Raw genomic sequence first — 24006 nt, 5'->3', positions numbered from 1 at the left:
GGCTATATACTCTCGCGCCCGTTTTTGCTTTTGAGGACTTACTCTCGTGTCCAACGTCGTTGCCGATCATCTCGTCTTGCTCGACCACCTGCGCAGCATCCTGGTTGCCGTCGGCGAAGCCGAACAGGTTCCCGAGGAAAGTCACGCGCTGTTCCTGGAACGCTTTGATGAACTGCGGGCCCTGCTGCCCATCGACCCGATCGAAAGCCAATACCTGGGCCAGGACATGATGAGCCAGGTCATCCTGCGCTACCCGCAGATTGCCCATCTGGTACCGCGCGACCTGTTGTGGTTCTTCGGCGGTGACTGCCTGCACTTCATGCCCGACGATGAGCTGGACCTGTACCAGGCCCTGGAAGAACGTCGTTTCGAAGCCGAACAGAACGACGAACCGTTCGACTGGAACCAGGAAAAGCAATTGCTGGCCATGTCCAACGACCAGCCCAAGCACTGATCTCAAAAGCACCAAAGATCCAAATGTGGGAGCGGGCTTGTGTGGGAGCGGGCTTGCCCGCGATAGCGGTGTATCAGTCAACCAATGTATCGACTGACACTCAGCCATCGCGGGCAAGCCCGCTCCCACACTAACCTGCTCCACATTCTCGATCGCGCGCCTACCGCCGATGCAATGTAGGCTCCTTAGCCATGCACTCCACCAGATAATCAATAAACACCCGCAATTTCGGCGGCAGGTAGCGTGTGGGCGAATGCAGCAACCAGGCATCCCCATGGTACGAGGCAATGAAATCCCATTGCGCCAGGACCTGCACCAACCGCCCCTCCTCCAAGGCATGCCGCGCGGTGAAGTACGGCAAGCTGCCAATCCCTACATCCTGCAACACCGCATCCAGCCGCACCCCCGTGTGATTGGCCGCATACCGCCCGCGTACCCCCACCGTCACTGTTTTGCCCGCCTGGCGGAATTTCCAGCGCGCATCCCCCGGCGTTTCGCCCAGGTAGATGCAACTGTGCCCCAGCAAATCATGGGGATGCAGCGGCGTACCGTGGGCAGCCAGATACTGCGGCGTGGCACACAACAAATGCTCAATCGGTAATAACTGGCGCCCTACCAACCCCGGTGGCGGGCTATCGGTGATGCGGATGCTCAGGTCGACATTGTCATCAATCAAATCCACCTGCCGATCTTCGAGGATCAACTGCACATCGACCTTGGGATAACGCCGCAAGAACTCTGGCATATGCGGATGCACCACAAACCGCCCGACCGCCTTGGGCACACTGACCCGCACCAGTCCTTCGGCTTCGTGGGTGTACTGGCCGCTGATTTCCATCACTGAGCGCGCCGCGCTGACCATTTCCTGGCAGCGTTTGAAAACCTCTTCGCCACCTTCGCTCAAGCGCAATTTGCGTGTGGTGCGCTGCAGCAGCCGCGTGGCCAGGGCCTGCTCCAGGCGCGAGATGCTGCGACTCACCGCCGATGGCGACGCCCCCAGTTGGCGAGCCGCCTCGGAGAAGCTGCCGGTTTCCACCACCTTGACGAAAATCGCCATTTCGCCCAGCAGCGGCAAAGGAAGATTGATGCTCATGACGCACAAGTCCATTGAGATTTCAGCGGATTATCACCCATTGGCGCACTACTTATACTGCTGTTTAGAGCCCTGATGCGGATGTAGACGATGACCCAGCGCCTGTTTTTTACCCATGACCACCTGGTTGCCGATGTTGATGTGCTGGAGTGCACGCCGTTTGAGCAGCAGTTTGCGGTGGTGCTGCACTCCACCATTTTCCACCCCCAGGGTGGCGGCCAGCCTTTTGATACGGGGTGGCTGGGAGACAGCAACGTGTTGAAAGTGGTGCAGGAAGCCGAGCGCATCGTGCACTACGTGGACCAGCCCGTCGCACTCGGGCTCCAGCAAGCGCGGGTCGACGGCGAGCGCCGCGCCCTGCATACACGCCTGCATTCGGCAGGGCATCTGATTGGCAACGCCGGTGAGACCCTGGGCTGGATGCCGATCAAGGCCCACCACTGGCCAGGCGAAGGCAAGATCAGTTTTATCCGTGGGGAATTCGCCCAGAACATGGAGGCCGATGCCCTGCAACAACAGGTCAACCAATGGATCGCCGCAGATTTACCGCGCCAAATGACGCTGCAAAGCGGCTCCCGGGAAGTAGGTTTTGGTGATCTGCCGCCCTACGCCTGCGGCGGCACTCACGTACAGGCCCTCGCCCAAGTCGGCCAGGTCACGATCCTCGGCCTGTCGGAGAAGAAGGGCACGTTGTCGGTGCGCTACAGCCTCGACTGACAGATTGATGGCAGGCGGCGTTTTATTATTGAGATAGGACATCACCGCGCAAGGGGCTCCCCTGGAGCTTGTGGGTGATGCTAGTGTGTGAAAATGTTTCCGACATAAAAATCGGAAACCTCCTACTCACCACCTGCAAAGGAATGCCCCCAGCAATGGACTTCTCCCTCAAGCACCTGGCCGCCGCCACCCTGATGGTCGCCAGCCTGTCCGCCGTTACCGCACCAGCGTTCGCCAATATCACCCCGCAACAGAGCGCGACCATCCTCAAGACGTTCAATGACGCCTCGATCAAGGACTTCCGCACCTTCCTCGGCAGCCTGGCCAAAAGTGAACTGGGCAAAACCGCCGACTTGGGCCCGGCAATCAGTGCTTTTCTCGATAACAAACGCCTGTCCGCCGAACAGCAAAACGAAATTCATCGCCTGCTGGGCCTCTACGCCCGGGTGAAATACGGCGCGGCGGCTACCGAGACCCTGCGCGAGCTGGTGGCCATACCGACCTTCCAGGTAGAAGGCGTAGCCCAGCACGACAACCCTGAATTCATCAAGATCGCCGACAAGATCAAGAGCCTGGCCCAGGCGTTCAACCTGAAGTTCCGCAATATCGACAACCGCGTCTACGAAATTTCCCTGGAAGGTGCCGGCGACGAAGTTGTGGGCATCCACGCCCACGCCGACGTGGTGCCGGTGACCCCGGAAAACTGGGTACTGGCCGATGGCACCCGCCTCGACCCGTTCAAGGTCACGCTGATTGGCGACCGCATGTACGGCCGCGGCACCGAGGATGACAAGAACGGCATCGTGGTGACGCTGTATGCGATGAAAGTGATCAAGGAAGAAAACCTGCCCCTGGCACGCAACTTCAAGCTGCTGGTGGACACCACCGAAGAAACCACCGGCGACGCCATTCCCTACTACTTCGAACACAACCCGACGCCCAACTACAACCTCGCGCTGGACGGCGGCTACCCGGTCGTCATCGCCGAAAAGGGTTATGGCACGGTCATGGCCACCTTTGCCAAGCGCAAAGCCGACGGCAAAGGCGCCGAAATCATTGCCATGACCGGCGGCCTGGCGACCAACCAGATTCCTTCGGCCTCGGTGGCCACGTTGCGTAGCGACAGCCCCGCCGAACTGGCTGCCAGCCTGCAACAGGCCGGGAGTGCATTCGCCAAGGCCAATGGTGGCGATTTCACTGTAGATGCCAAGGTCGTCGACAAAGACGTCAAGCTGACCGTCACCGGGGTATCGGCGCACTCTTCCGAACCCGAATCGGGCATCAACCCGGTGGCGCGGATGCTGGTCTTTATCAACAGCCTGGACGGCAAGGTTGCGTTCAAACACAACGAGATTACTGACGCTGCCCGCTATGCCGCCGATAACTGGGGCCTGGATTACCTGGGCGGCAAATTGGGCGTGGGCTTTGCCGATACGTTCATGGGGCCACTGACCACCTCGCCGACCTTTGTCGGCATGGACGAAAAAGCCTTCAAGCTGGCGGTCAACCTGCGGGTGCCAAAAGGTAAATCCCCAGAAACGCTCAAGAAAGAGATCGCTGACAAGCTGAGCGCCTGGAGCCAAAAGACCCATATTGCGCCAGCCTTCGATTACTCGGTCGCCGCGCCGATGTACCGTAACCCCGAGGGTGAATGGGTCAAGGCGCTGCTGGCCGTGGCCACGGAAAACCTGGGCATGAAGCCTGAGTACGGGACTTCGGCTGGCGCAACCTCGGTGCATGACCTGCCCAATGGCGTGCAATTCGGCCTGGCCCGCCCCGAGGTCAAATACACCGGGCACACCGACAACGAGTTCAAGACCACCGAGCAGTTCCTGCTGGACCTGCAGATCGTGACGGAAATGATGGGCCGTATCGGGCAGTTGCCGAAACTCTGACCCAGCACCTGGACCCGCTTGTGCGGCGGGTCCATTTGCGCAGGCTTGAATTGCAGACAAACAAAAACGCCGCTCATCACTGAGCGGCGTTTTTGTTGAATATGGAGCGGGAAACGAGACTCGAACTCGCGACCCCGACCTTGGCAAGGTCGTGCTCTACCAACTGAGCTATTCCCGCAAATGGCGTCCCCTAGGGGACTCGAACCCCTGTTACCGCCGTGAAAGGGCGGTGTCCTAGGCCACTAGACGAAGGGGACACGCTAACTGAAACACATGGTGTGTATTCCAGTGCCCAGAGGCCTTGTCCGAAGACTTGGTCCTGGTTTCACTCAGTGCCGCCCGAAAGCCACACTGTTTAAAAATGGAGCGGGAAACGAGACTCGAACTCGCGACCCCGACCTTGGCAAGGTCGTGCTCTACCAACTGAGCTATTCCCGCAATGGCGTCCCCTAGGGGACTCGAACCCCTGTTACCGCCGTGAAAGGGCGGTGTCCTAGGCCACTAGACGAAGGGGACACACGTACAACATTCACTCCCTACCGCGTTTCGCTGTGTGCTTTACGCTGTAAGTGGCGCGCATTCTATGGATGGATTGAAAGGTCGTCAACCCCCAAGGATAAATTTATTTAAATCAATGACTTCGCCCCGCTTTACCGCCACTGTCGGAGTTTCTCGCCGTCCAGGCTTTGGCGCCTATATTCTGGCGCCCGACAAGACGTTATAGTCCTGACCCGCGAATGGTGGCAATGTGCATCTATTCAGAGTTACTACATATACAGATGAAAGCACTGACTCATCTCGTCGAAGAGTCCTATCCGCCGCAAGCGCCAATCACTACACTTCAACGCACATCCTACAAAGAGGTCACACCGGTGACACCACTCATGATCACCCTGCTGGTAATAGCCGGGATCGTAATACTGATCGCCATTGGCTACATGAACCACGTGGTGGAAAACAACAAACTGGAAAAAGCCCGGGCCCAGATTGAGCTCAATGATCGGCTGCGCCGCTGTGGCGAGATCACCGAGACGTTCCCCGGCCAACTGATGACGCCGCAGCTCAAGCTGCTGCTGACCCGCCTGGAACTGAACGTCAACCAACGCATGCTCCACCTCAACAAATCCAGCAGCACCATCAAGGCCCGTATTGCCGAGTTGGAAGCACTGGTGGGCCAGGGCGAGTCGATCCCGGTGAACAACCCTCCAGGGCCGATCCAGACCGAGGCCAAGGCCAAGGATGTACGCTTCCTGCTCGAAGCCCTGCACGGCCAGGTCACCCGCGCCGCCCAGGACGGCTTTTTGCCCACCAACGAGGCCAAGCACTGGATCCGAGAAATCCGTCACCTGCTGGTGCTGCTGCACATCGAGTTCTTCAACAATCTTGGCCAACACGCGCTGCAACAGGCGCAGCCCGGCCAGGCGCGCCTGGCGTTCGAGCGCGGCGTGCAATACCTGCGCAAGCAGCCTGAACCGGCCACCTACAGCCAGCACCTGCAACTGCTGGAAAAACAATTGGCGCGTGCCAACTCCATGGTGCTGACCAACAGCCAGCAAACCGCCGAAGAGACCAATGAGCTGACCGCAGGCTTGAAAGCCGATGACGCTGATGCCGAGTGGAAAAAGAAAGTCATCTACGACTGATCCTCTCCTGCCTTGATTCGCCGGGTGCATGCTTTGCACCCGGAGCCATCATCCTGCCTCTACCCCTCGCTGCAATAACTCGCGTACAAAAGTGCACTTCATTCCGTAAACGAAAGAGGCCTTCATGCCAAGTGTCATCATTGATGGTCAGCCCCTGCACTACGTGGACCAGGGCGCGGGCCCTGCTGTCCTGCTCGGCCAGAGCTACCTGTGGGACCAGCACATGTGGGCACCGCAGATCGCCGCCCTGTCGCAACAGTACCGAGTGATCGTGCCAGAGCTGTGGGGTCACGGTGAGTCTGGCCCGCTACCGGCACAGACCCGCACCCTGGACGACCTGGCACGCCAGGCCCTGGCCTTGCTGGACCATCTGGAGATTGCCCAGGTCAACCTGGTGGGTTTGTCCGTCGGCGGCATGTGGGGTGCGCCGCTGGCGTTGCTGGCGCCCGAGCGGGTCAACAGCCTGGTATTGATGGATACCTATCTGGGCGCAGAGCCTGAGGCCACCCGCGAACAGTATTTCGCACTGCTCGGCGCAATCGAGGCCGCGGGTGCTATTCCAGATGCCCTGCTGGATATCATCGTGCCGATCTTCTTCCGCCCCGGCATCGACCACGACTCTGCGCTGTATCAGGACTTCCGCCAGTCCCTGCGCGACTTCCCCAAGGATCGCCTGCTGCAAAGCATCGTGCCCCTGGGTCGCCTGATTTTCGGTCGTGGGGATGCGCTGGAAGGCTTATCCCGCCTGAATGCTGATACGACTCTGGTGATGTGTGGCAACGAGGACCAGCCGCGCCCACCCGCAGAAGCGCAGGAAATGGCCGATCTGATCGGCTGCGATCTGGTATTGATCCCGGACGCAGGGCATATCTCCAGCCGGGAAAATCCTGATTTCGTCAATGAGGCACTGCTGACCTTTTTGGCCAATCACGCCTGATCACACCTTGAGTATCTCCAATGTAGATGAGATGCCGAGGCGCGCAGCTACACTCCCCCCTGTGGGAGCAGGCTCGCCCGCGATGGCGCCCGTGAGTACACCTCAGGGTGTCAGCTCCCCCAGGGAACTCGTTCCGGCCCTGAATATGATCACAGCCGGAAATGCCCCACCATCCCCTTGAGTTCCGCCCCCAGTTGCGCCAACTCGATACTCGATGCCGCATTACCCTGCATGCTCAGCGCCGATTGATCGGCGCTGGCGCGGATACTGGTGACGCTGCGGTTGATTTCTTCGGCCACCGAGCTCTGCTGCTCGGCCGCGGCCGCGATCTGCTGGTTCATCTGCTGGATCAGCGACACCGCCGCGGCAATGCTGCCCAACGCACTTTCGGTTTCCAGGGCATCGCTGACAGCCAGCTTCACCAGCTCGCCGCTGTGCTGGATATCCCGCACTGAAGACTGCGCCGCGCTGCGCAAGGTGCTGACCAGACGTTCGATTTCCTCCGTCGATTGCTGGGTGCGCCTGGCCAGGGCGCGCACCTCATCGGCGACCACCGCAAAGCCGCGCCCTTGCTCGCCGGCGCGTGCCGCCTCGATGGCGGCGTTGAGCGCCAGCAGGTTGGTCTGCTCGGCAACACTTTTGATCACCTCCAACACGCTGCCGATATTCTGGATTTCGGCGCTCAGGCTTTCGATGCTGGTGCTGGCAGAGGTCGCCGAACTGGCCAGCAGCTCGATGCGCTGCAGGCTCTGGCGTACCACCTGCTGGCCAGTGTCGACCTTGTCGTCGGCGGTCTGCGCCGCTTGTGCGGCCTGCTCGGCATTGCGTGCCACATCGTGCACCGTGGCGGCCATCTGGTTCATGGCGGTGGCGACTTGCTCGGTTTCTTCTTTCTGGCTACTGACTTCGAGATTGGTCTGCTCGGTCCCCCTGGACAATGACTGGGCCGAGCTGGCCAATTGTTCAATCCCCGCCTGCAGCCCGCTGACCATATTGCTCAGGCCCCCGCCCATCTGCTGCATCGCCTGCATCAACTGGCCCATCTCGTCCTGTCGGCTCACCTCCATGCGCCCGCTGAGATCCCCGGCCGCAATCTGCCGGGCCACGGCAATCACGCTGCGCAGCGGCATCACGATCAGCCGGGTAATCAGCCACGCGGCAATCACCCCGACCAATAAAGCTAGGGCCGATGACACAATGATCAGCAAGCTGCTCTTGGCCAACTGCGCCTGCATCGACTGGTCCTGCGCGGCATAGGCCTGGTTGACCTGCGCCACCACTTGCGCGGCCCGCTCATGCAACTGTTGGTAGACGATTTTTTCCTGGGCCAGCAGGCCGGTGTATTCGGTGAGTTTTTCGCTGAAGGCTCCGATATGCCCGACCACTTCATTGAGCACGGTCTGATAGCCAGGATCCTTGACCAGGGTCTGCAGTTGCCCGGCCTGGGCCAGGGCCTGATCGGCCTGCTCGATGTGGCCTTGCCCGGCACTGTCCGCGTCGCCCTTGCGGCTCTGATCCAGGCGCACATGGGCTTCGTTCATGGCCTGCAACATCAAGCGCGAAACCTGCCCCACCTGCCCGGCCTGCTCGATAAACTCGGCGCCCTCTTTGCCTTGGCTTTCCTTGAGGTTATAGGCCCCATCGTCGGCCAGGCCGGCCTGCAATACATCAAGGTTGTTGGCGACACTGGACACCGACCAACTGGCCATTTCCAGCGCCAGGTCCTTGGCCTGGGTCAGCTCGACAAATTCGTCAAATGCCTTGCGATAGGCGCCCAGCGCCTGCTCGACCTCGCTCATGTTGAGCGCCTGGGCTTCGGCCACCAGGCTATCCACCCGTTGGTGCAGGACCTCGACCGAGTCGGCATCGCTGCGCAACGCATACTCCTGCTCAATCAAACGCACATTCAGCAGCCCCTCATTGAGCGAAGACATGCCCTTGAGCCCCACAAAACGCTGGCCAACGGTTTGCAGGGACCACACGCCAATCGCCGCCACCAGGGCCGTCAACAGCAATACCAGGGCAAACCCCAGCCCCAGCTTCCTGGCCAGCCCAAGGTTGGCAAATCGTCGTTGCACGGCCGAAATCATTGCGCAAAGTCCTCTTGGGGTGGCGAACGCCAGCAAGCCCGGTATCCATGCAACGAGATTCGCAATCCCGGGCCCTGCAACACAAGACGTTGGCGCCACAATAATGGCAAAAAGCTACATCCCCGTCGTTTTCAGAATGGTGGAGGTCGATCCTGTGGGGCCCATGGCTTTGAACAATGCCAGGGCCCGATGATCGCAAGCATAGGCCACATTGATCCGCAGCCATTCAGCGTGCTCGCCGGTCGGGCTGAACAACTCGCCGGAAGACAGCAAGACCCCAAGCTGTCGGGCCCTTGCGTGCACCCTTGAGCCATCCCCTGAACCCGGGCGCGCCCACACAAACATGCCACCTGCGGGCACCGCAAAGACCTCCCACTCTTCATCCTCCAGCACCTGCAAGGTCTTCGCCATCTCCGCGCTCAGCCGTCGGCGCAGGCGCTGTACCCATTTGCGGTAGGTGCCGTTGGTCAGGAGACTGGCCACCATCGCTTCGGCAAAGCGTGAGGTGCCCATACCGGTCAAGGTCTTGAGCTTGAGCAATTGGCTGATGAGGGCCGTGCTGGCGGTGAGATAGCCAACCCGCAGGGCGCTGCTCAGGGTCTTGGAAAAGCTCGAGACATAGATCACCCGATCATCATGGGCCAACGCCGCCAGACGGGTACAGGAAGCATGTTGCAGGTCGCCGTAGACATCCTCCTCGACAATCAGGAAGTCCCGAGTGTGGGCCAGGTGCAACAGACGCTCGGCGACCACCCGCGACAGGCTGGTGCCCGTCGGGTTGTGGTAGAGGCTGTTGATGAACAGGCACTTGGGGCGGTGGCGGGCCAGCAGCGTTTCCAGGGCCTGGATATCCGGGCCGCTGCGGGTTCTGGGCACCTCCAGCAACATGACACCGTGGAAAGCCAACTGACGATATAGGTTGCCGTAGCCAGGGCTCTCGACCACCACCGTGTCGCCGGCCTTGAGCAAGGTGCGGATCAGCAGGTCCTGGGCATGGCTCGCGCCGTGGGTGGTGAGGATCTGCTCGGCAGTGCTGGCCACCTGGATCTGTGTCAGGCGCTTGTGCAATTGCTCACGTAACGCCGGCAACCCCAGGGGCGTGCTGTAATTGAAAACCCCAGCGGTATCGGTACGGCTGATTTCGCGAATCGCATAGCTGATGTCATCACTTTCACGCCAGGAGTCCGGCAGCCAGCCGCACCCCAGCTTCAATTCTCCCAACTGGTTATCGGTAAAGGTCCCCCACCTGCGCTCTGCCCCCTCATACCACTGGCACTCCGCCAATGGGCTGCTGGCCACCGGTTGCTCGGCGATAACAAACCCCGAACCGGCCCTTGAGGCCAAGACCCCTTCGGCCACCATGCGCTCCAGCGCCTCGATCACACTGGATTGACTGAGCAGGTTGTCCTGGGCCAGTTGCCGGATGGAAGGCAGGCGCGTTCCGGGGCTGACCCCGCTCTCCCGAATCCATGCGGCAATGGCGCTGACAATTTGCTGAACCACCGGTACAAGGGCTTGTCGATTGATCCCTAAATCCATGAGCCACCCCCCTTCAACTGTTTGGCATTTAACTCAAAACAGTTAAGCACAGAAGGCCAGGATCACCCTGCTCATAAATTTATTAAATCATTGATTTTATTGGGTTATTTACCTATTGAAACACAATAGCCCAGGGCATCTTGCCACCTGCGGAAACGCCCCACAGCACTGGAAATCACTTTCTCAGTGGTGCACGGCGACCCGTCCTAAATAGCCGTCGCACCGCCATCCACGGCCAATGCCTGGCCAGTGGTGAACGCGGCGCCATCGCTGCACAGATACAGCACCGCGCTGGCGATTTCCCCGACCGTACCAATGCGCCCGACCGGGTGCATGGCGGCGGCAAACTCGGCCTTGCGCGGGTCGGCTTCATAGGCACGACGGAACATGTCGGTGTCGATCACCGCCGGGCACACGGCGTTGACGCGGATTTTCTTTTTCGCGTACTCGATGGCTGCCGACTTGGTCAGGCCAATCACCGCATGCTTGGACGCCGCATAAATACTCATCTTCGGCGCAGCCCCCAACCCCGCCACCGACGCGGTATTGACGATCGCCCCACCGCCCTGGGCCAGCAGCAACGGCAGCTGATACTTCATGCACAACCACACGCCCTTGACGTTGACCCCCATGATGGCGTCGAACTCATCCAGGGTGCCATCGGCCAACTTGCCCTGTTCAATCTCGATGCCGGCATTGTTGAACGCATAGTCCAGGCGACCATAGCTGTTCAGCACTTGCTGCATCAGTTGCTGCACATCTGCCTCCAGGGTGACATTGCAGCGCACGAACAACGCCTCGCCGCCCGTCTCGCGGATCAACGCGACGGTGCCCTCTCCGCCCGCCACATCCAGGTCGGCGACCACGACCTTCAGGCCTTCGTTGGCGAATGCCAGCGCCGTGGCGCGGCCGATACCGTTGGCAGCGCCGGTGACCAGGGCGACCTGGCCGGAAAACGTCATGCTCATTGCTTATATCCTTGGATGAATGCCCGTGGGCCCAGCATAGCCAGGGCCAGGCGCCACGCGTCAGCACTATCAGAGGGCCGGTTGAGCGCCCATGCACGGCAGTGATAAGCCTGCCGGGCCCACTATCAACCCAGCCTATCGCCGGGCATTCGCAGGTATCGGCCGACCTTGCTCCTGGCGCCTGGAAGGTCTATCACTTGAGGTCCATTTATCCAGAGTCCTTGCCATGACTGCCCAGACCAACCGCCAATTCCTGCTTGCCAAACGCCCGGTCGGTGCGGCCACGCGGGACACCTTCACCTACCAGGAAGTGCCGGTGGGCAACCTGGCGGACGGCCAGGTGCTGGTGCGCAACGAATACCTGTCCCTCGACCCGGCCATGCGTGGCTGGATGAATGAAGGCAAGTCCTACATCCCGCCGGTCGCCATCGGCGAAGTCATGCGCGCCTTGGGCGTAGGCCAGGTCATCGCCTCGAACACACCGAAATTCGCGGTCGGGGACTACGTGAATGGCGCCCTGGGTGTACAGGATTACTTCCTCGGCGAGCCGCGCGGTTTCTATAAGGTCGATCCGAAACTGGCGCCGCTGCCGCGCTATCTGTCGGCGCTGGGCATGACCGGCATGACCGCCTACTTTGCCCTGCTCGACACCGGCGCGCCCAAGGCCGGCGATACCGTAGTGATTTCCGGCGCCGCCGGGGCGGTGGGCAGCATTGCCGGGCAGATCGCCAAGATCAAAGGCTGCCGCGTGGTAGGGATTGCTGGCGGCGCCGACAAGTGCAAGTTTTTGCTGGATGAACTGGGGTTCGACGCGGCCATCGACTACAAACACGAAGACGTGCCGGCGGCCCTCAAGCGCGAATGCCCAAAAGGCGTGGACGTGTATTTCGATAACGTCGGCGGCGATATCCTCGACGCCGTGCTCAGCCGCCTCGCGTTGAAGGCGCGGGTGGTGATCTGCGGGGCCATCAGCCAGTACAACAACAAGGAAGCCGTGAAGGGGCCGGCCAACTACTTGTCACTGCTGGTCAATCGGGCGCGCATGGAAGGGTTTGTGGTGATGGACCATGCGGCGAACTTTGCCGCCGCCGGGCAGGAAATGGCCGGTTGGATGGCGCAAGGCAAGCTCAAGAGCAAGGAAGATATTGTCGCGGGACTGGAGACGTTCCCTGAAACGCTGATGAAGCTGTTCAACGGCGAGAACTTTGGCAAGTTGGTGCTGAAGGTCAACTGACACCCCACAGCGCCCTTGTGGGATCGAGTGCCAAGCGGCACACCGTAAGCAACTGTGGGAGCTGGCTTGCCTGCGATAGCATCACCTCGGACTGACTGAAAAACCGAAGTGCCTGCATCGCTGGCAAGCCAGCTCCCAGATTTTTAGCGCAAAGGCATCAGGCGATTTCGGCAACCACCGCCGCCAGGGCCTTGGCCGGATCGGCCGCCTGGCTGATCGGACGACCGATCACCAAGTAATCAGAACCCGCATCCAGCGCCTGGCGCGGCGTAAGAATCCGCCGCTGATCGTCCTGGGCGCTGCCCGCCGGACGAATCCCCGGGGTCACCAGTTGCAGCGTAGGATGGGCAGTCTTCAACGCCTGGGCCTCCAGCGCCGAACACACCAGGCCATCGAGGCCGGCTTTCTGCGCCAGGGCCGCCAGACGCAGTACTTGCTCCTGGGGCTCGATATCCAGGCCAATACCGGCCAGGTCCTCACGCTCCATGCTGGTCAGCACGGTCACACCGATCAGCAACGGCTTGGGACCGCTGCGCTGATCCAGCACCTCACGGCACGCGGCCATCATGCGCAGGCCGCCGGAACAGTGGACGTTGACCATCCACACGCCCATCTCGGCCGCGGCCTTGACCGCCATCGCGGTGGTGTTAGGGATATCGTGGAATTTCAGGTCGAGGAACACCTCAAAACCCTTGTCACGCAGGGTGCCGACGATTTCTGCGGCACAACTGGTGAACAGCTCCTTGCCGACCTTGACCCGGCAGAGCTTGGGGTCCAACTGGTCAGCCAGCTTCAGTGCGGCGTCACGGGTGGGGTAATCCAGGGCGACGATGATAGGAGTCTGGCAGACGGACATTGGAATGGGCTCTCAGGCAAGTCGAAATCGGCGCGGATTGTAGCGCAAGCAGCGGCTTTGCGGGATCCGATGATCGGTAAATCCTCGGCAAGCGCCTATTTTTCTGGGAGAACCGACTAATATTTCAAAGTAGATACATTCACGACACGCCTGCAACATGCCCCGACAGTAGCCTCGCCCGCAGGTGACGGCAAAAACGTGACTACCCGGGACCTAGCCATTGCCGGCTCCTGCAAAGGATCAGCTCACCTTGTCCTCGCGACGAACCTGCGCCTGAGTCGCGCTCCAATCCGTCAACAGGCTATACGCCACCGCCAACAAGGTCGGCCCGATAAACAAGCCGATAAAGCCAAACGCGATCAAGCCACCAAATACCCCCAGCAACACGATCACCAGTGGCAGGTTACCGCCGCGGCTGATCAGGTAGGGCTTGAGCACGTTGTCTACGCCACTGATGATGAATGTGCCCCAGACGCCGAGGAACACCGCGTAGGTGTAATCGCCCTTCCATACCAACCAGGCCGTGGCCGGGATCCAGACCAGGGGCGGGCCCATGGGGATCAGGCTGAGCAGGAAGGTGACGATGCCCAGCACCAGTGCCCCGGGCACGCCGGCAATCAGGAAGCCGATCAGTGCCAGCAATGCCTGGGCGGCGGCGGTGCCGATCACGCCGTTGACCACCCGTTGCACCGTACCGGCCACCAGGTCGATGTAGTAGCCGGCGCGATCACCGATCAAACGCTCCAGCAGCCGGTGAACGAACATCGCCAGGCGTGGCCCGTCGCGGTAGAAAAAGAATACAAACACCAGGCTGAGGGTCAGTTCGAGGATGCCGCCGCCGATCTGCGCGCTGCGGGCCAGCAGCCAGTTGCCGACCTGCCCCAGGTAGGGCTTGATCGTGACCATCAAAGCCGCGCCCTGCTGGTCGATACTGTCCCACATGGCCACCAGCCGCTCTCCCACAAACGGGATCGAGCCCAGCCAGCTAGGTGCTTCGGGCAGGCCGTCGACCTGGAGGTCCTTGATCAGCGCCACAGCATCGCGCACATGGTCGGCCAGGTTGAAGCCCAACCACACCAGTGGCACTGCCACCAGCAACATCCAGCCCAAGGTCAGGATCCCCGCTGCCAGGGACTCGCGGCCGCCCAGGGCGCGGGTCAACAGGCGCATCAGCGGCCAGCTGGCAAACGCCAGCACCGCGCCCCAGAACAGCGCCGACCAGAACGGCGCCATCACCCAGAAACTGGCACCAAACAGCACCAGGAGCAGGATCTGCACCAGCAGGCGATCATTGTTGAGCATGTGCTTTCTCGAAAAGAAGTCTGTTGAGGGAGAGCTTAGGCGAACGGCGCGGGTCCGTTCGCCCTGGAACGATCAGCGGATCACTTGCAGATGCAGGCCCTGGGTCTCGCCAGTAGCGGTTTCCAGGCGCGCCGCACGCACGCCCTTGTCGATCAGGCCCTGGCGCCAGGCTTCAGCGTTGGGTCCGCTCAAACTGACCCGCAAGGTGGTGTCGAGGTTCAATCCACGGGAAATCAGGGTCAACCATGTTGCGTCGGGCTCAGCCCCCAGCAAAGGGAAATCCAGGTCGCCGGTGCTTTTCAGTTCGCGCAGCAGTGTGGCAGAGGTCGGCAGCAATTGCCCCAATGGCGCGCTGGCGTCCATTTGCTCAACATGCAGGTAAGCCCGGCGATTGCCGCGGGTGATGCCGTACAGCGCCACCAGAGAGTTGTCCTGAGGGGCGGCCAGGCGCAGCAAGAGGAATTCCTGCTGGCCATCGGCGCCGACCAGCTTGGCATTGCCCAACACTTCATTGGCCCAGAGGCTGCTTTCGCCACAATCACGGGCCTGGCACCAGAACAACAACTGCGCGCCCTGTTCTTGCAACGCCTCGCGCGTGGCTTTGAAGGCCGTGCTGGAACTGTGCTCGGCAGGCAGTTCATAGGTGATGGCGGTTACTTGGCCACGGGCCGTGGCCTGACCGTCGTAGCGCAACTTGCCACTGATCTTACGGATCGCGCCCATGGGGTAGATGCGTTCTTTTTCTTCGGTGGGACGGTAGTCGACAATCTGCGCATCCACCTGACGGGCCACGCTGGGCAGATCCTGGCTTCCCGGTAGATCAGCAGCGAAGACCAACGGGCTGATGCAGCACAGCCCAAGCACACGGATAATTCCCTTGGCACTACTCATCGGATCGGTGCGCCTTGGCCGGTGGATGCCTTCGCGGTATTCGGATTGTTCATGGTTGACTCCCTTTCAATCTGCCCAGCCTCGACAGTTGCCCCCGCCAAGTCAAGGCGCGGTGAAGAACCGATTGAAACAGTCTGCAACAAGAACCGCTCCCGACTCGTCATTCAGGTGCAAATGATGGCCACCTGCAAGGGTGGTGACAGTGAACGGCACCTGCGCAAGCAGCTCGGGATGTTTGGCCAGCATGCCTTCTTGCGCGACCACCAACTGTGCAGGGCACGCCACTCGACGCACGAAGGCCATGGCCTGTTCTTCCGTCAGGCGTATTGGCGAGGCCAGGGTCAGGCGGCTGTCACTGCGCCAGGTGTAGCCGCCCGGCACCGGCATCAAGCCGCGCCGGGCCAGGAGTTCCGCGGCTTCACGGCTGACGGCCACCACGCCTTTCATTCGCGCTTCCACCGCCCGGTCGAGGGTGCCGTACACCGGTTTGCGCTTGTCCTGCAGGTTGATTTGCGCCTGCAGGGCCATGCCCAGGCGCTCGGCGGGGTCCTCGCCGGTGGCGGTCGGCGGGATCACGCCGTCGATCAACGCCAAGTGCGTCACGCGCTCCGGCAAGGCCCCGGCCAGCACCGTGGAAACGACTGCCCCCAGGGAGTGGCCAAGTAATGCAAAACGTTTCCAGCCCAGCTGTTCGGCCACTTGCAGCACATCAAACACGTAATCCCACAAGGCGTACCCCGCCCCAGCCGGGCGGTGGGCCGAGTGGCCGTGGCCGGCCATGTCCAGGGCGACAATGCGCAAACCCTGCAGCTTGGGCGCCAGGCGCGCAAAGCTGTTGGCGTTGTCCAGCCAGCCATGCAGGGCGATCACCGGCAGGCCGTCTTCCGGGCCGAACAGATGGGCCGCCAGCTCAATGTGCGGCAGGCTCAGGCGCACTTCTTCGACAGGCGTGGTCATGCGCAACTGCGCTCGCGGGCTTCCCAACGGGTAAACAGGTTCTTGATCAGGGTCGCCGTGTCCTGCGGCCGCTCCAGGGGAAACATGTGGCCGCCGGGCATGGTCAGCATCTCGCCCATGGGCAGGCGTGCGACGCCGCTGGCGTGATGGCGCATCACCACCCGGCTCTGCCGGCCGCGTACTACGGCCAGTGGCACTTTCAATTGGCGGGTCTGGCCGGGGCTGGTGTGTGGCACGCCCCGATAAATGCTGATTTCCGTGGCCGGGTCGAACCGCAGGCGCAGGCGATCGCCGACCTGGTGCAGACCATGTTGCAGGTAGGCCTCCAGGCAGTCCGGGTCAAACCCGCGAAACAGTGTCTTGCCGGAAAAATACTGACGCGCGGCGTCCAGGTCGCTGAACTCTTCGCGCCGGCCCAGGGTGCGGCCAGCCGGGGTCAGGCGGTCGATCAGGCCAAAACGCTTGGCCGCGCGGATCACCCAGCGGTCGGCCAGGGTCAGCACCGGCGAGTCGAGCATCACCACCCCGCGATACAACTGCGGGCAACGCAGGGCCGCGTGCAAATGCAGCACCCCGCCCAATGAGTGGCCGACGCCCCACACCGGCTCCGGTTGCTGCTCCAGGTGGTGGATCAGTTCGTCCACCAGGTTCTGCCAATTGTCATCCACCGGAAACCGCGGGTCGTGGCCGTGCTGCGACAGGTGCGCCACCGCGTACTCCGGGGCCAGGGCATCGAACAATTTGCCGTAGGTCGCCGAAGGAAAGCCATTGGCATGAGTGAAAAACACATGTTGCGACATAACCAACCCATCATCCAAAACAGAATTCGATTGTCCTCACGCCTGGCCGCTACAGCAATGACTGTAACTGCCAGGAATGATGACACTCACGCCACACCTATCGCGCCGGCGGGTTCTCGCCCAGGGGCACCACGGCCATGGTCAGGCGCGACACACAACTGGCCTTGCCCTCGTCACTGGTCAGGCGGATGTCCCAGACATGGGTGGTGCGCCCGATGTGGATCGCCCGGGCCACCGCCGTCACCCGCCCGGAACGCAGGCCGCGCAGGTGGTTGGCGTTGATTTCCAGGCCCACGCAATAGAACTTGCTGGCGTCGATACACAGGTAGCTGGCCATGGAGCCAACCGTTTCGGCCAACACCACCGAGGCCCCACCGTGCAGCAGGCCATAGGGTTGATGGGTGCGGTGGTCGATCACCATGCTGGCGGTCAGGGACTGGTCGTCGAAGGTCTCGAAACGGATATCCAGCACTTCACCAATGGTGTTTTTCTGGATGGCATTGAGTTGTTCGATATTGGGGAGGGTGCGCCACAGGCTCATTGCAGTGTCCTTGTTGATTTTATTTGGGTGCTCAATCCTGCCACAGCACTGCCTCGGAACGTGCGCTCCAGGCCTGGAACTGTGGGCCGTAGGTTGACTCGATCACGTTGCGCTTGATCTTCAGGGTCGGTGTCAGAAAGCCGTTTTCCACGGCCCAACTGTCTTTCACCACCACCAGTTGACGCAAGCGCTCATGTTTATCCAGCACCTGGTTGACCTCTTCCAGCAGGCGCTCCAGGCTGCCATGCAAAGATTGCCGGGCCTCGCCGGCGGCCTCCTGCTGGCCCACTGCAGACAGCACGCACAAACCCATCGGCGCGCTCAGGCCATCACCCACCACACACACCTGCTCAATGCGCCCGTGCTCCGCCAGGCGGTTTTCGATGGGGGCCGGGGCGACGTACTTGCCCTTGCTGGTCTTGAAGATCTCCTTGAGCCGCCCGGTCAGGCGCAGGCGGCCTTCGGCATCCTGCTCGCCCTTGTCGCCGGTACGCAGGAAGCCGTCTTCGGTGAGGGTCTCGGCAGTCTTCTGCGGGTCCTTGAAGTAACCGAGCATGGTCGCGCCGCTGCGCACCAGGACTTCACCGGCCGGGTCAATGCGCACCTCCACGTCCGGGCACGGCAGGCCGATCCAGCCAATCTTCTGCTGGCCGGGGCGACAGACATGGGAATAACCACAGCTTTCGGTCATGCCATACACCTCCAGCACATCCAGGCCCAGGCGCAGGTACCAGCGCAGCAACGCCTCGGGCACCGGCGCCGCGCCGGACAGGGCCACCCGCACCGCGTCCAGGCCAAGCCCGGCGAGCACCTTGCGCCCGACGCGCTTGCCGATAAATGGCAGACGCAATAGCAGCTCCAGGCGTTTTTCCGGGATTTTGCCGTACACCCCCATCTGGAACTTGGTCCAGATGCGCGGCACGCCGAACAAGGCCGTGGGCCGGGCGCGTTGCAGGTCGGTGAGGAAGGTGTCGAGGCTTTCGGCAAAAAACACCGTTTGCCCGGTGTAGATCGCAGCCATCTCGACAAACATGCGCTCGGCCACATGGCACAGCGGCAGGTAGGACAGCAGCCGGTCGCCCTCCCCCAGGCCGAACAGCTCGGTGCCTCGGGTTGCCGCAAACGCCAGGGCGCCGAAGGTGTGCATCACGCCTTTGGGCAGGCCGGTAGTGCCGGAGGTGTAGATGATGGTGGCCAGGTCCGTGGCAGCCGGCGCCGGGTCATCCTGGATCGGTGAGCAGGCCTGCAGGTCGGCCCAAGTGAAGTCGAACGGGCCCTCGGGGCACAGCGGCAGGCTGATGGTCGCAAGCCCGGCCTTGATGCCTGGGGCCATGGCCGGCCAGTCGTCGAGCTTGCCGATAAACACCAACGCCGCCTCGGAGTGCTCCAGCACGTGGGCCACGGAGTCGGCGGTGAGGTTGGGGTACAGCGGCACCGAGACATGCCCGGCCATCCAGATCGCCAGGTCGGCGATAATCCAGTGCGCGCAGTTTTTCGAGATCAGGGCAATGTGCGAGCCCTGGGGCAACTCCCGTGCCCGCAGCCAATGGGCGGCGCAACGGGCCTGGTGGCCGACCTCGCCCCAGGTGAGGGTCTGCACCTCGCCGCCACCCGTGGGCTGGACCAGGAAGCGCTGGCGCGGATGGCGCGCCTCACGTTCAAAGAAGACCTGCAGCGGCAAACGAAAAGCGACAGACATGGGACGCGCTCCTGTGTGTTCCGATGGTAGCCAACCAAGCACTTGCTTGGTGGACTATTCCATGCACACAGGAGCACTGCAAGTCGCTTGCAGGCAGAATGCAATCAAACTGTGGGAAAGGGCTTGTGTGGGGGTGGGCTTACTCGCGAATGCGGAGTGTCAGCCAATACATTCATTGACTGATGCACCGCATTCGCGAGCAAGCCCGCTCCCACAGTTGATTGTGTTGTGCCTTAAAAATCAGGGGTTTTTCACGTTGTTGAGGCTCATCAGCCCCGCCAGCGGGAAGTCCCCTTCCAGCTCCGCCAGGCTGGCGGTGTGCATCGGTTGCGGCTGGCGCTGGTGCCCGTGCTGCAAAAAGCTGATCAGGTTGCCCACCAAAGGCTGATGGCTGACCAGCAGCACATTGTCATCGGTGTCGAGTTTTTCCAGGACTTGCAGGGGGTTGCCGTCCGGCGTCAGCCACGACACCGTGCGGATTTCTGGCACAAACCCCAACGCCTCGCGCACCAACTGGGCAGTCTGTTGCGCCCGCACATAAGGGCTGGCGATGATCGCGCTGATGGGCTGGCCGATCAGGTGCGCGGCGCTGTGCAGCACTTCTTCGCGGCCACGCTCGGTCAGGTTGCGCTGGGCATCGCTGGGTGCATGGGACTCGGCTTCACCGTGGCGCAACACCCACAGCTTCATAGCTTGGGCTCCTCATCGCGCACCGGGTGCGGGGCTGGCGGCACGCTGTGGGCGGCTTCGCCTTCCGGGGCGCGCTGGGTTGGCCAATCGGCAAAGGGCCAGGGTTTCTGCTCACTGTGGAAGCTGCCAAAACGGCCAATCTGCGCGAGGAACTGGCTGAGGCTGTCGCCAAAGTTCATCAGGCCCAGGTTCGGTGCGCCGTAGATCAGGCGGTAGATCAATTGCACCACCACCAACGCCCCGAGGATGAACTGCGCCACTTGCCAGACCAGGGCAAACACCAGCATCCACAGGATGCGCAGGGCAATGGATTCATACTTGGGTGCTGCTTTCGGATCGTTCATCGCGGGTTCCTCAGTTGAAACCACTGGTGGAAATAAAGTCGACATCAGTCTTGGGCTCGGCACGCATCAGCAACTCGATGACCTGGTTCAAGGTGCGCCCTTCGAACAGGATCGCGTGCAGGCCGGCGACCAACGGCATATAGACCCCGGTTTCCTGGGCCTTGGCCTTCAGTACTTTGAGAGTATTGACCCCTTCGGCCACTTCACCCAGGCGGGTGACGGCATCTTCCAGGCTCAGGCCCTGGCCCAGGGCGAAACCGACCTGATAGTTGCGGCTTTTCGGTGACGAACAGGTGACGATCAAGTCGCCCACCCCGGCCAGGCCAAGGAAGGTCATGGGGTTGGCGCCCTGGTTGACCGCAAAGCGGGTCATTTCCGCCAGGGCGCGGGTAATCAGCATGCTCTTGGTGTTTTCCCCCATGCCCAGGGCCACCGCCATGCCGGCGATGATGGCGTAGACGTTTTTCAGCGCGCCGCCCAGTTCTACGCCAAAGCGGTCAGCACTGGCATAGACACGGAAGGTACGGCCATGCAGCACGGCCTGCACCTGTTCGCACAGGGCTTCGTCTTCACTGGCGACCACCGTCGCGGTCAAGGCATGTTCGGCCACTTCCCGCGCCAGGTTCGGCCCGGAGAGCACACCAATGCGCGCCTGGGGCGCGATTTCTTCGAGGATTTCGCTCATCAGCTTGAAGGTCTGGGCCTCGATACCTTTGGTCAAGCTGACCAGCATCTTGCCCGCCAGCCGCTCGGCATGGGGCGCCAGCACCGAGCGCAGGGCACTGGAGGGCAGCGCAACGAAGCACAGGTCGCAGTCATCCAGGGTGGCCTGCAGGTCCGTGACCGGCGTGACCGCAGCGTGAATCTTGATGCCCTTGAGATAACGGGGGTTTTCGCGGTTGACCCGGATGGCCTCGGCCTGTTCGGGATCGCGCATCCACTGGCGCACCTGATGGCCGTTTTCGGCCAGCAGATTAGCCACGGCGGTACCAAAACTTCCGCCTCCCAGGACCGCAATTGGGCGCTGTTCAGTCATATGCAATCCGTTAATCCATAAGCAGTGGCGATGGCGGCATTATACGGGCCGGCCAGACGGCGACCAGCCCTTCTGTGTTTTCCGCATTTGTCGGAAAATGGCCGAATAGACCACAGTAATTGCGATGGTGCCGACTGGCAAAAGCGCCCGCCTCAGTTAACATGGGCGGCTATCCGCAATTATCAAGGCCGTGCCGTGTATTTGGGCCCTCCTCCTCGTTCATCTCTGTTTCTGGCGCTGTTGGTCAGCACGCCGTTGCTGGCCGACGATCTGTTCCTCGACAACCAGCCACTGCCCCAGGTCCTGACGGCGACCCGACTCAAGCAGTCGGCCGCCGCCGTACCTGGCAGCATGACGGTGATCGACAGCGAACTGATCAAGGCCAGCGGCGCGCGGGATATCGCCGAGTTGCTGCGCCTGGTGCCGGGGATGATGGTGGGCTACACCTCGGGCAACCAGGCTGCCGTCAACTATCACGGCACCAACGCCAGCGAAGCGCGGCGCATGCAGGTGCTGATCGACGGCCGCTCGGTGTACCGCGCCGGCCTGGCCACGGTGGACTGGAGCGATATTCCGGTGGCCATGGAGGATATCGAGCGGATCGAGGTGTTCCGTGGGCCCAATACCGTCAGCTACGGCGCCAATGCGCTGATGGCGGTGGTCAATATCCTCACCCGCTCGCCGGCCAACAGCCAGGGCACCCGGATGAAAATGATCCGGGGCGAGCGCGGGATCAACGATTGGTATGCCAGCCAGGGCCTGGGCTGGGACACCGGCAACCTGCGGCTGTCGCTGTCCGGGCAGCAGGATGACGGCTTTGACAGCGACCGCGTGGGTGCCGACTACCGCGACAGCCGGCGCCTGAGCCGCTTCAGCCTGAAGGTCAGCCAGACCCTCGACCAGCAGCAAAGCATCGACTGGCAGATCAACGCCAAGGAAGGGACCAACCAGCGGCCATACACCTACAAGCCGGTATTTGCCGGGATTACCGATGGCGGTACCGATTCCGACGTCAGCGCCAAGGACTACGCCGCCTCCCTGCGCTGGAACTTCGATTTCAATCCCGACCACAGCCTGTATATCCAGGGTTCGGCGCAGCAATGGGATCGCCGGCAGATCTGGAAGGCCTGTGATGCCAAGGTCTCGTTCAGCCCGCAGTTGACGCAACTGTGGCAAATGAACCCCAACTACGCTGAAAAGTTGGCGCGGCACATAAAGGATTTTGAAAACGGCAGCCCACCACCCGGCTCCCCTGCCGAGCAGGCATTGGCCGAAGAAGTCCTGAAACAATGGAATGAAGGCGGCAAGGAAAGTGTCTGCGGCAATATCGACCAAAGCACCAAGGAAACCCGCTACGACCTGGAAGTGCAGGACACCCTGAGCCTGTCCGACAGCCTGCGCCTGGTCAGCGGCATGAATTACCGCTACGACCGCGCCGACTCCGACACCTACTTCAATGGCCGGCTGGACGACACCACCTGGCGCCTGTTCGGCCACCTCGAATGGCGCGCCAGCGAACACTGGCTGTTGCAGGGCGGGGCGATGTATGAAAACACCCAACTGAGCGATAGCTCGCTGACGCCCAGGGTCGCGATCAACTATCTGATCAACCCGCGGCACGGGCTGCGGGCGGTGTACTCCGAAGCCATCCGTTCGCCGGACATGTTCGAGAACAACGTCAATTGGAGCTATAAGGTCACGAACCTCAGCTCCCCCACCTACGGGCAGAACGCCGGCCAGTATTTCGTCAAGACCCGGGGCCCGGGCGACCTCGACAGGGAACTGATGCGCTCCCGGGAACTGGGCTATAACGGCTTTTTTGCGGATATCGGGCTGAACCTTGACGTCAAACTGTTCTATGACGAAATCACCGGCATGATCAGCGAGCCCCTGCGCAATAACCAGTACATCGCCAGTAACAGTAACAGCTCGCGGTTTACCGGCACCGAAACCCAGCTGGACTGGCACCTGAGCGCCGCCGACCGCCTGCGCCTGACCTATGCTTACGTGGATGCCCACGCCAGCAACGCGCTGGACCGGCAACAGACTGCGCGCAACAGCGGCTCGGCCGGCTGGATGCGCGAGTGGGGGCAAGGCTGGTCCAGCGCGCTGTTCTATTATGGCAACGACGCACTCAACCAATATCGCTTTGAACGGGTCGATATGCGGGTCGCCAAACGCATCGCCCTGGGCAAGGCCAACCTGGAGCTGGCCGGCATGCTGCAACAACGCCTTGACCGCCAGCCCACTACCCATGTCGACAATAACTACGACCAGCGCCATGTCCTCTACTTCAGCGCGGAGCTAGAGTTCTGACATG

General features: G+C 61.6%; 21 protein-coding genes, 4 tRNA genes and 1 pseudogene. 7 read left to right on the top strand and 19 right to left on the bottom strand.

Features of this window, described 5'->3' with window-relative positions:
* The first annotated feature begins 46 nt into the window (after window positions 1–46).
* Window positions 47–454, top strand: a complete 408-nt coding sequence (locus HU773_RS09060; protein WP_057438892.1) for a PA2817 family protein — start codon at window positions 47–49, stop codon at window positions 452–454.
* A 160-nt stretch (window positions 455–614) separates the two neighbouring features.
* Here HU773_RS09060 and HU773_RS09055 read toward each other — a convergent pair whose 3' ends face one another.
* Window positions 615–1547, bottom strand: a complete 933-nt coding sequence (locus HU773_RS09055; protein WP_186625498.1) for a LysR family transcriptional regulator — start codon at window positions 1545–1547, stop codon at window positions 615–617.
* Between the two features lie 90 nt (window positions 1548–1637).
* Between HU773_RS09055 and HU773_RS09050 the strand changes: the two genes are divergently transcribed.
* The gene (locus HU773_RS09050; protein ID WP_057438890.1) at window positions 1638–2264 is read left to right on the top strand and encodes an alanyl-tRNA editing protein; all 627 of its coding nucleotides are present in this window, start codon (window positions 1638–1640) and stop codon (window positions 2262–2264) included.
* A 155-nt stretch (window positions 2265–2419) separates the two neighbouring features.
* Window positions 2420–4159, top strand: a complete 1740-nt coding sequence (locus tag HU773_RS09045) for a dipeptidase (protein WP_057959007.1) — start codon at window positions 2420–2422, stop codon at window positions 4157–4159.
* A 102-nt stretch (window positions 4160–4261) separates the two neighbouring features.
* Here the strand turns inward: HU773_RS09045 and HU773_RS09040 are convergent.
* The 4 genes from HU773_RS09040 to HU773_RS09025 all read right to left on the bottom strand — a co-directional run bounded on the left by HU773_RS09040 (window position 4262) and on the right by HU773_RS09025 (window position 4675).
* Window positions 4262–4337: transfer RNA gene (locus tag HU773_RS09040), tRNA-Gly, on the bottom strand.
* A 3-nt stretch (window positions 4338–4340) separates the two neighbouring features.
* Window positions 4341–4416 (bottom strand) — tRNA-Glu (locus tag HU773_RS09035).
* 105 nt (window positions 4417–4521) lie between these two features.
* Window positions 4522–4597: transfer RNA gene (locus HU773_RS09030), tRNA-Gly, on the bottom strand.
* Between the two features lie 2 nt (window positions 4598–4599).
* Window positions 4600–4675 (bottom strand) — tRNA-Glu (locus HU773_RS09025).
* Window positions 4676–5031: 356 nt separating this feature from the next.
* On the opposite strand from HU773_RS09025, the gene HU773_RS09020 reads away from it, so the two are divergent.
* Both HU773_RS09020 and HU773_RS09015 read left to right on the top strand, forming a co-directional pair.
* On the top strand, window positions 5032–5802 hold the full coding sequence (locus tag HU773_RS09020) for a hypothetical protein (protein WP_057438889.1): 771 nt from the start codon (window positions 5032–5034) through the stop codon (window positions 5800–5802).
* Between the two features lie 124 nt (window positions 5803–5926).
* Entirely contained in the window at window positions 5927–6739 is an 813-nt protein-coding gene (locus HU773_RS09015) for an alpha/beta fold hydrolase (RefSeq protein ID WP_120732290.1), read from the top strand.
* Between the two features lie 149 nt (window positions 6740–6888).
* Here the strand turns inward: HU773_RS09015 and HU773_RS27770 are convergent, their stop codons facing one another.
* The 4 genes and pseudogenes from HU773_RS27770 to HU773_RS09000 form a co-directional block, all read right to left on the bottom strand.
* A complete protein-coding gene (locus tag HU773_RS27770; protein WP_370694601.1) occupies window positions 6889–7593 on the bottom strand; it encodes a methyl-accepting chemotaxis protein in 705 nt (234 codons plus the stop codon).
* A 42-nt stretch (window positions 7594–7635) separates the two neighbouring features.
* Window positions 7636–7869 (bottom strand): annotated as a pseudogene (locus HU773_RS27765) (HAMP domain-containing protein); the annotation flags it as partial.
* Window positions 7870–8943: 1074 nt separating this feature from the next.
* Complete coding sequence (locus tag HU773_RS09005; RefSeq protein WP_120732285.1) at window positions 8944–10368, bottom strand: aminotransferase-like domain-containing protein; 1425 nt, start codon at window positions 10366–10368, stop codon at window positions 8944–8946.
* 206 nt (window positions 10369–10574) lie between these two features.
* The gene (locus HU773_RS09000; protein ID WP_057438887.1) at window positions 10575–11336 is read right to left on the bottom strand and encodes an SDR family oxidoreductase; all 762 of its coding nucleotides are present in this window, start codon (window positions 11334–11336) and stop codon (window positions 10575–10577) included.
* 226 nt (window positions 11337–11562) lie between these two features.
* On the opposite strand from HU773_RS09000, the gene HU773_RS08995 reads away from it, so the two are divergent.
* Window positions 11563–12570 carry an NADP-dependent oxidoreductase gene (locus HU773_RS08995; protein ID WP_120732282.1) on the top strand — a complete coding sequence of 336 codons (1008 nt, stop codon included), beginning with the start codon at window positions 11563–11565 and terminating at the stop codon, window positions 12568–12570.
* Between the two features lie 157 nt (window positions 12571–12727).
* Here the strand turns inward: HU773_RS08995 and pyrF are convergent, their stop codons facing one another.
* The 10 genes from pyrF to HU773_RS08945 all read right to left on the bottom strand — a co-directional run bounded on the left by pyrF (window position 12728) and on the right by HU773_RS08945 (window position 21686).
* Window positions 12728–13426 carry an orotidine-5'-phosphate decarboxylase gene (gene pyrF, locus HU773_RS08990; protein ID WP_057438885.1) on the bottom strand — a complete coding sequence of 233 codons (699 nt, stop codon included), beginning with the start codon at window positions 13424–13426 and terminating at the stop codon, window positions 12728–12730.
* Between the two features lie 240 nt (window positions 13427–13666).
* Window positions 13667–14728, bottom strand: a complete 1062-nt coding sequence (locus HU773_RS08985; protein WP_057959002.1) for an AI-2E family transporter — start codon at window positions 14726–14728, stop codon at window positions 13667–13669.
* Between the two features lie 72 nt (window positions 14729–14800).
* On the bottom strand, window positions 14801–15619 hold the full coding sequence (locus HU773_RS08980; protein ID WP_057959001.1) for a DUF4892 domain-containing protein: 819 nt from the start codon (window positions 15617–15619) through the stop codon (window positions 14801–14803).
* A 102-nt stretch (window positions 15620–15721) separates the two neighbouring features.
* Window positions 15722–16576, bottom strand: coding sequence for an alpha/beta hydrolase (locus HU773_RS08975; protein WP_169989436.1), 855 nt, complete (start codon window positions 16574–16576; stop codon window positions 15722–15724).
* Complete coding sequence (locus HU773_RS08970) at window positions 16573–17376, bottom strand: alpha/beta fold hydrolase (protein ID WP_057438882.1); 804 nt, start codon at window positions 17374–17376, stop codon at window positions 16573–16575. The genes HU773_RS08975 and HU773_RS08970 overlap by 4 nt, the downstream gene beginning before the upstream one ends.
* 97 nt (window positions 17377–17473) lie before the next feature.
* Window positions 17474–17917, bottom strand: a complete 444-nt coding sequence (locus HU773_RS08965) for a hotdog fold thioesterase (protein WP_057438881.1) — start codon at window positions 17915–17917, stop codon at window positions 17474–17476.
* Between the two features lie 31 nt (window positions 17918–17948).
* Window positions 17949–19616, bottom strand: coding sequence for an AMP-binding protein (locus HU773_RS08960; protein ID WP_120732280.1), 1668 nt, complete (start codon window positions 19614–19616; stop codon window positions 17949–17951).
* Window positions 19617–19856: 240 nt separating this feature from the next.
* Window positions 19857–20306: a phosphohistidine phosphatase SixA gene (sixA, locus tag HU773_RS08955; RefSeq protein WP_057958998.1), complete on the bottom strand. Its 450-nt coding sequence runs from the start codon at window positions 20304–20306 to the stop codon at window positions 19857–19859.
* Window positions 20303–20650 carry a DUF4389 domain-containing protein gene (locus HU773_RS08950; RefSeq protein WP_186625496.1) on the bottom strand — a complete coding sequence of 116 codons (348 nt, stop codon included), beginning with the start codon at window positions 20648–20650 and terminating at the stop codon, window positions 20303–20305. The genes sixA and HU773_RS08950 overlap by 4 nt, the downstream gene beginning before the upstream one ends.
* Before the next feature lie 10 nt (window positions 20651–20660).
* Window positions 20661–21686, bottom strand: coding sequence for an NAD(P)H-dependent glycerol-3-phosphate dehydrogenase (locus HU773_RS08945; protein ID WP_057958997.1), 1026 nt, complete (start codon window positions 21684–21686; stop codon window positions 20661–20663).
* Window positions 21687–21881: 195 nt separating this feature from the next.
* Here HU773_RS08945 and HU773_RS08940 point away from each other — a divergent pair, with 195 nt between their 5' ends.
* Complete coding sequence (locus tag HU773_RS08940) at window positions 21882–24002, top strand: TonB-dependent receptor plug domain-containing protein (RefSeq protein ID WP_057958996.1); 2121 nt, start codon at window positions 21882–21884, stop codon at window positions 24000–24002.
* Window positions 24003–24006: the final 4 nt, after the last annotated feature.

It is taken from the genome of Pseudomonas shahriarae (genome assembly GCF_014268455.2).
Classification (GTDB): Bacteria; Pseudomonadota; Gammaproteobacteria; order Pseudomonadales; family Pseudomonadaceae; genus Aquipseudomonas; species Aquipseudomonas shahriarae.
The sequence above is the reverse complement of the archived record's forward strand: the minus strand, read 5'-3'. Positions and strand labels throughout refer to the sequence as shown.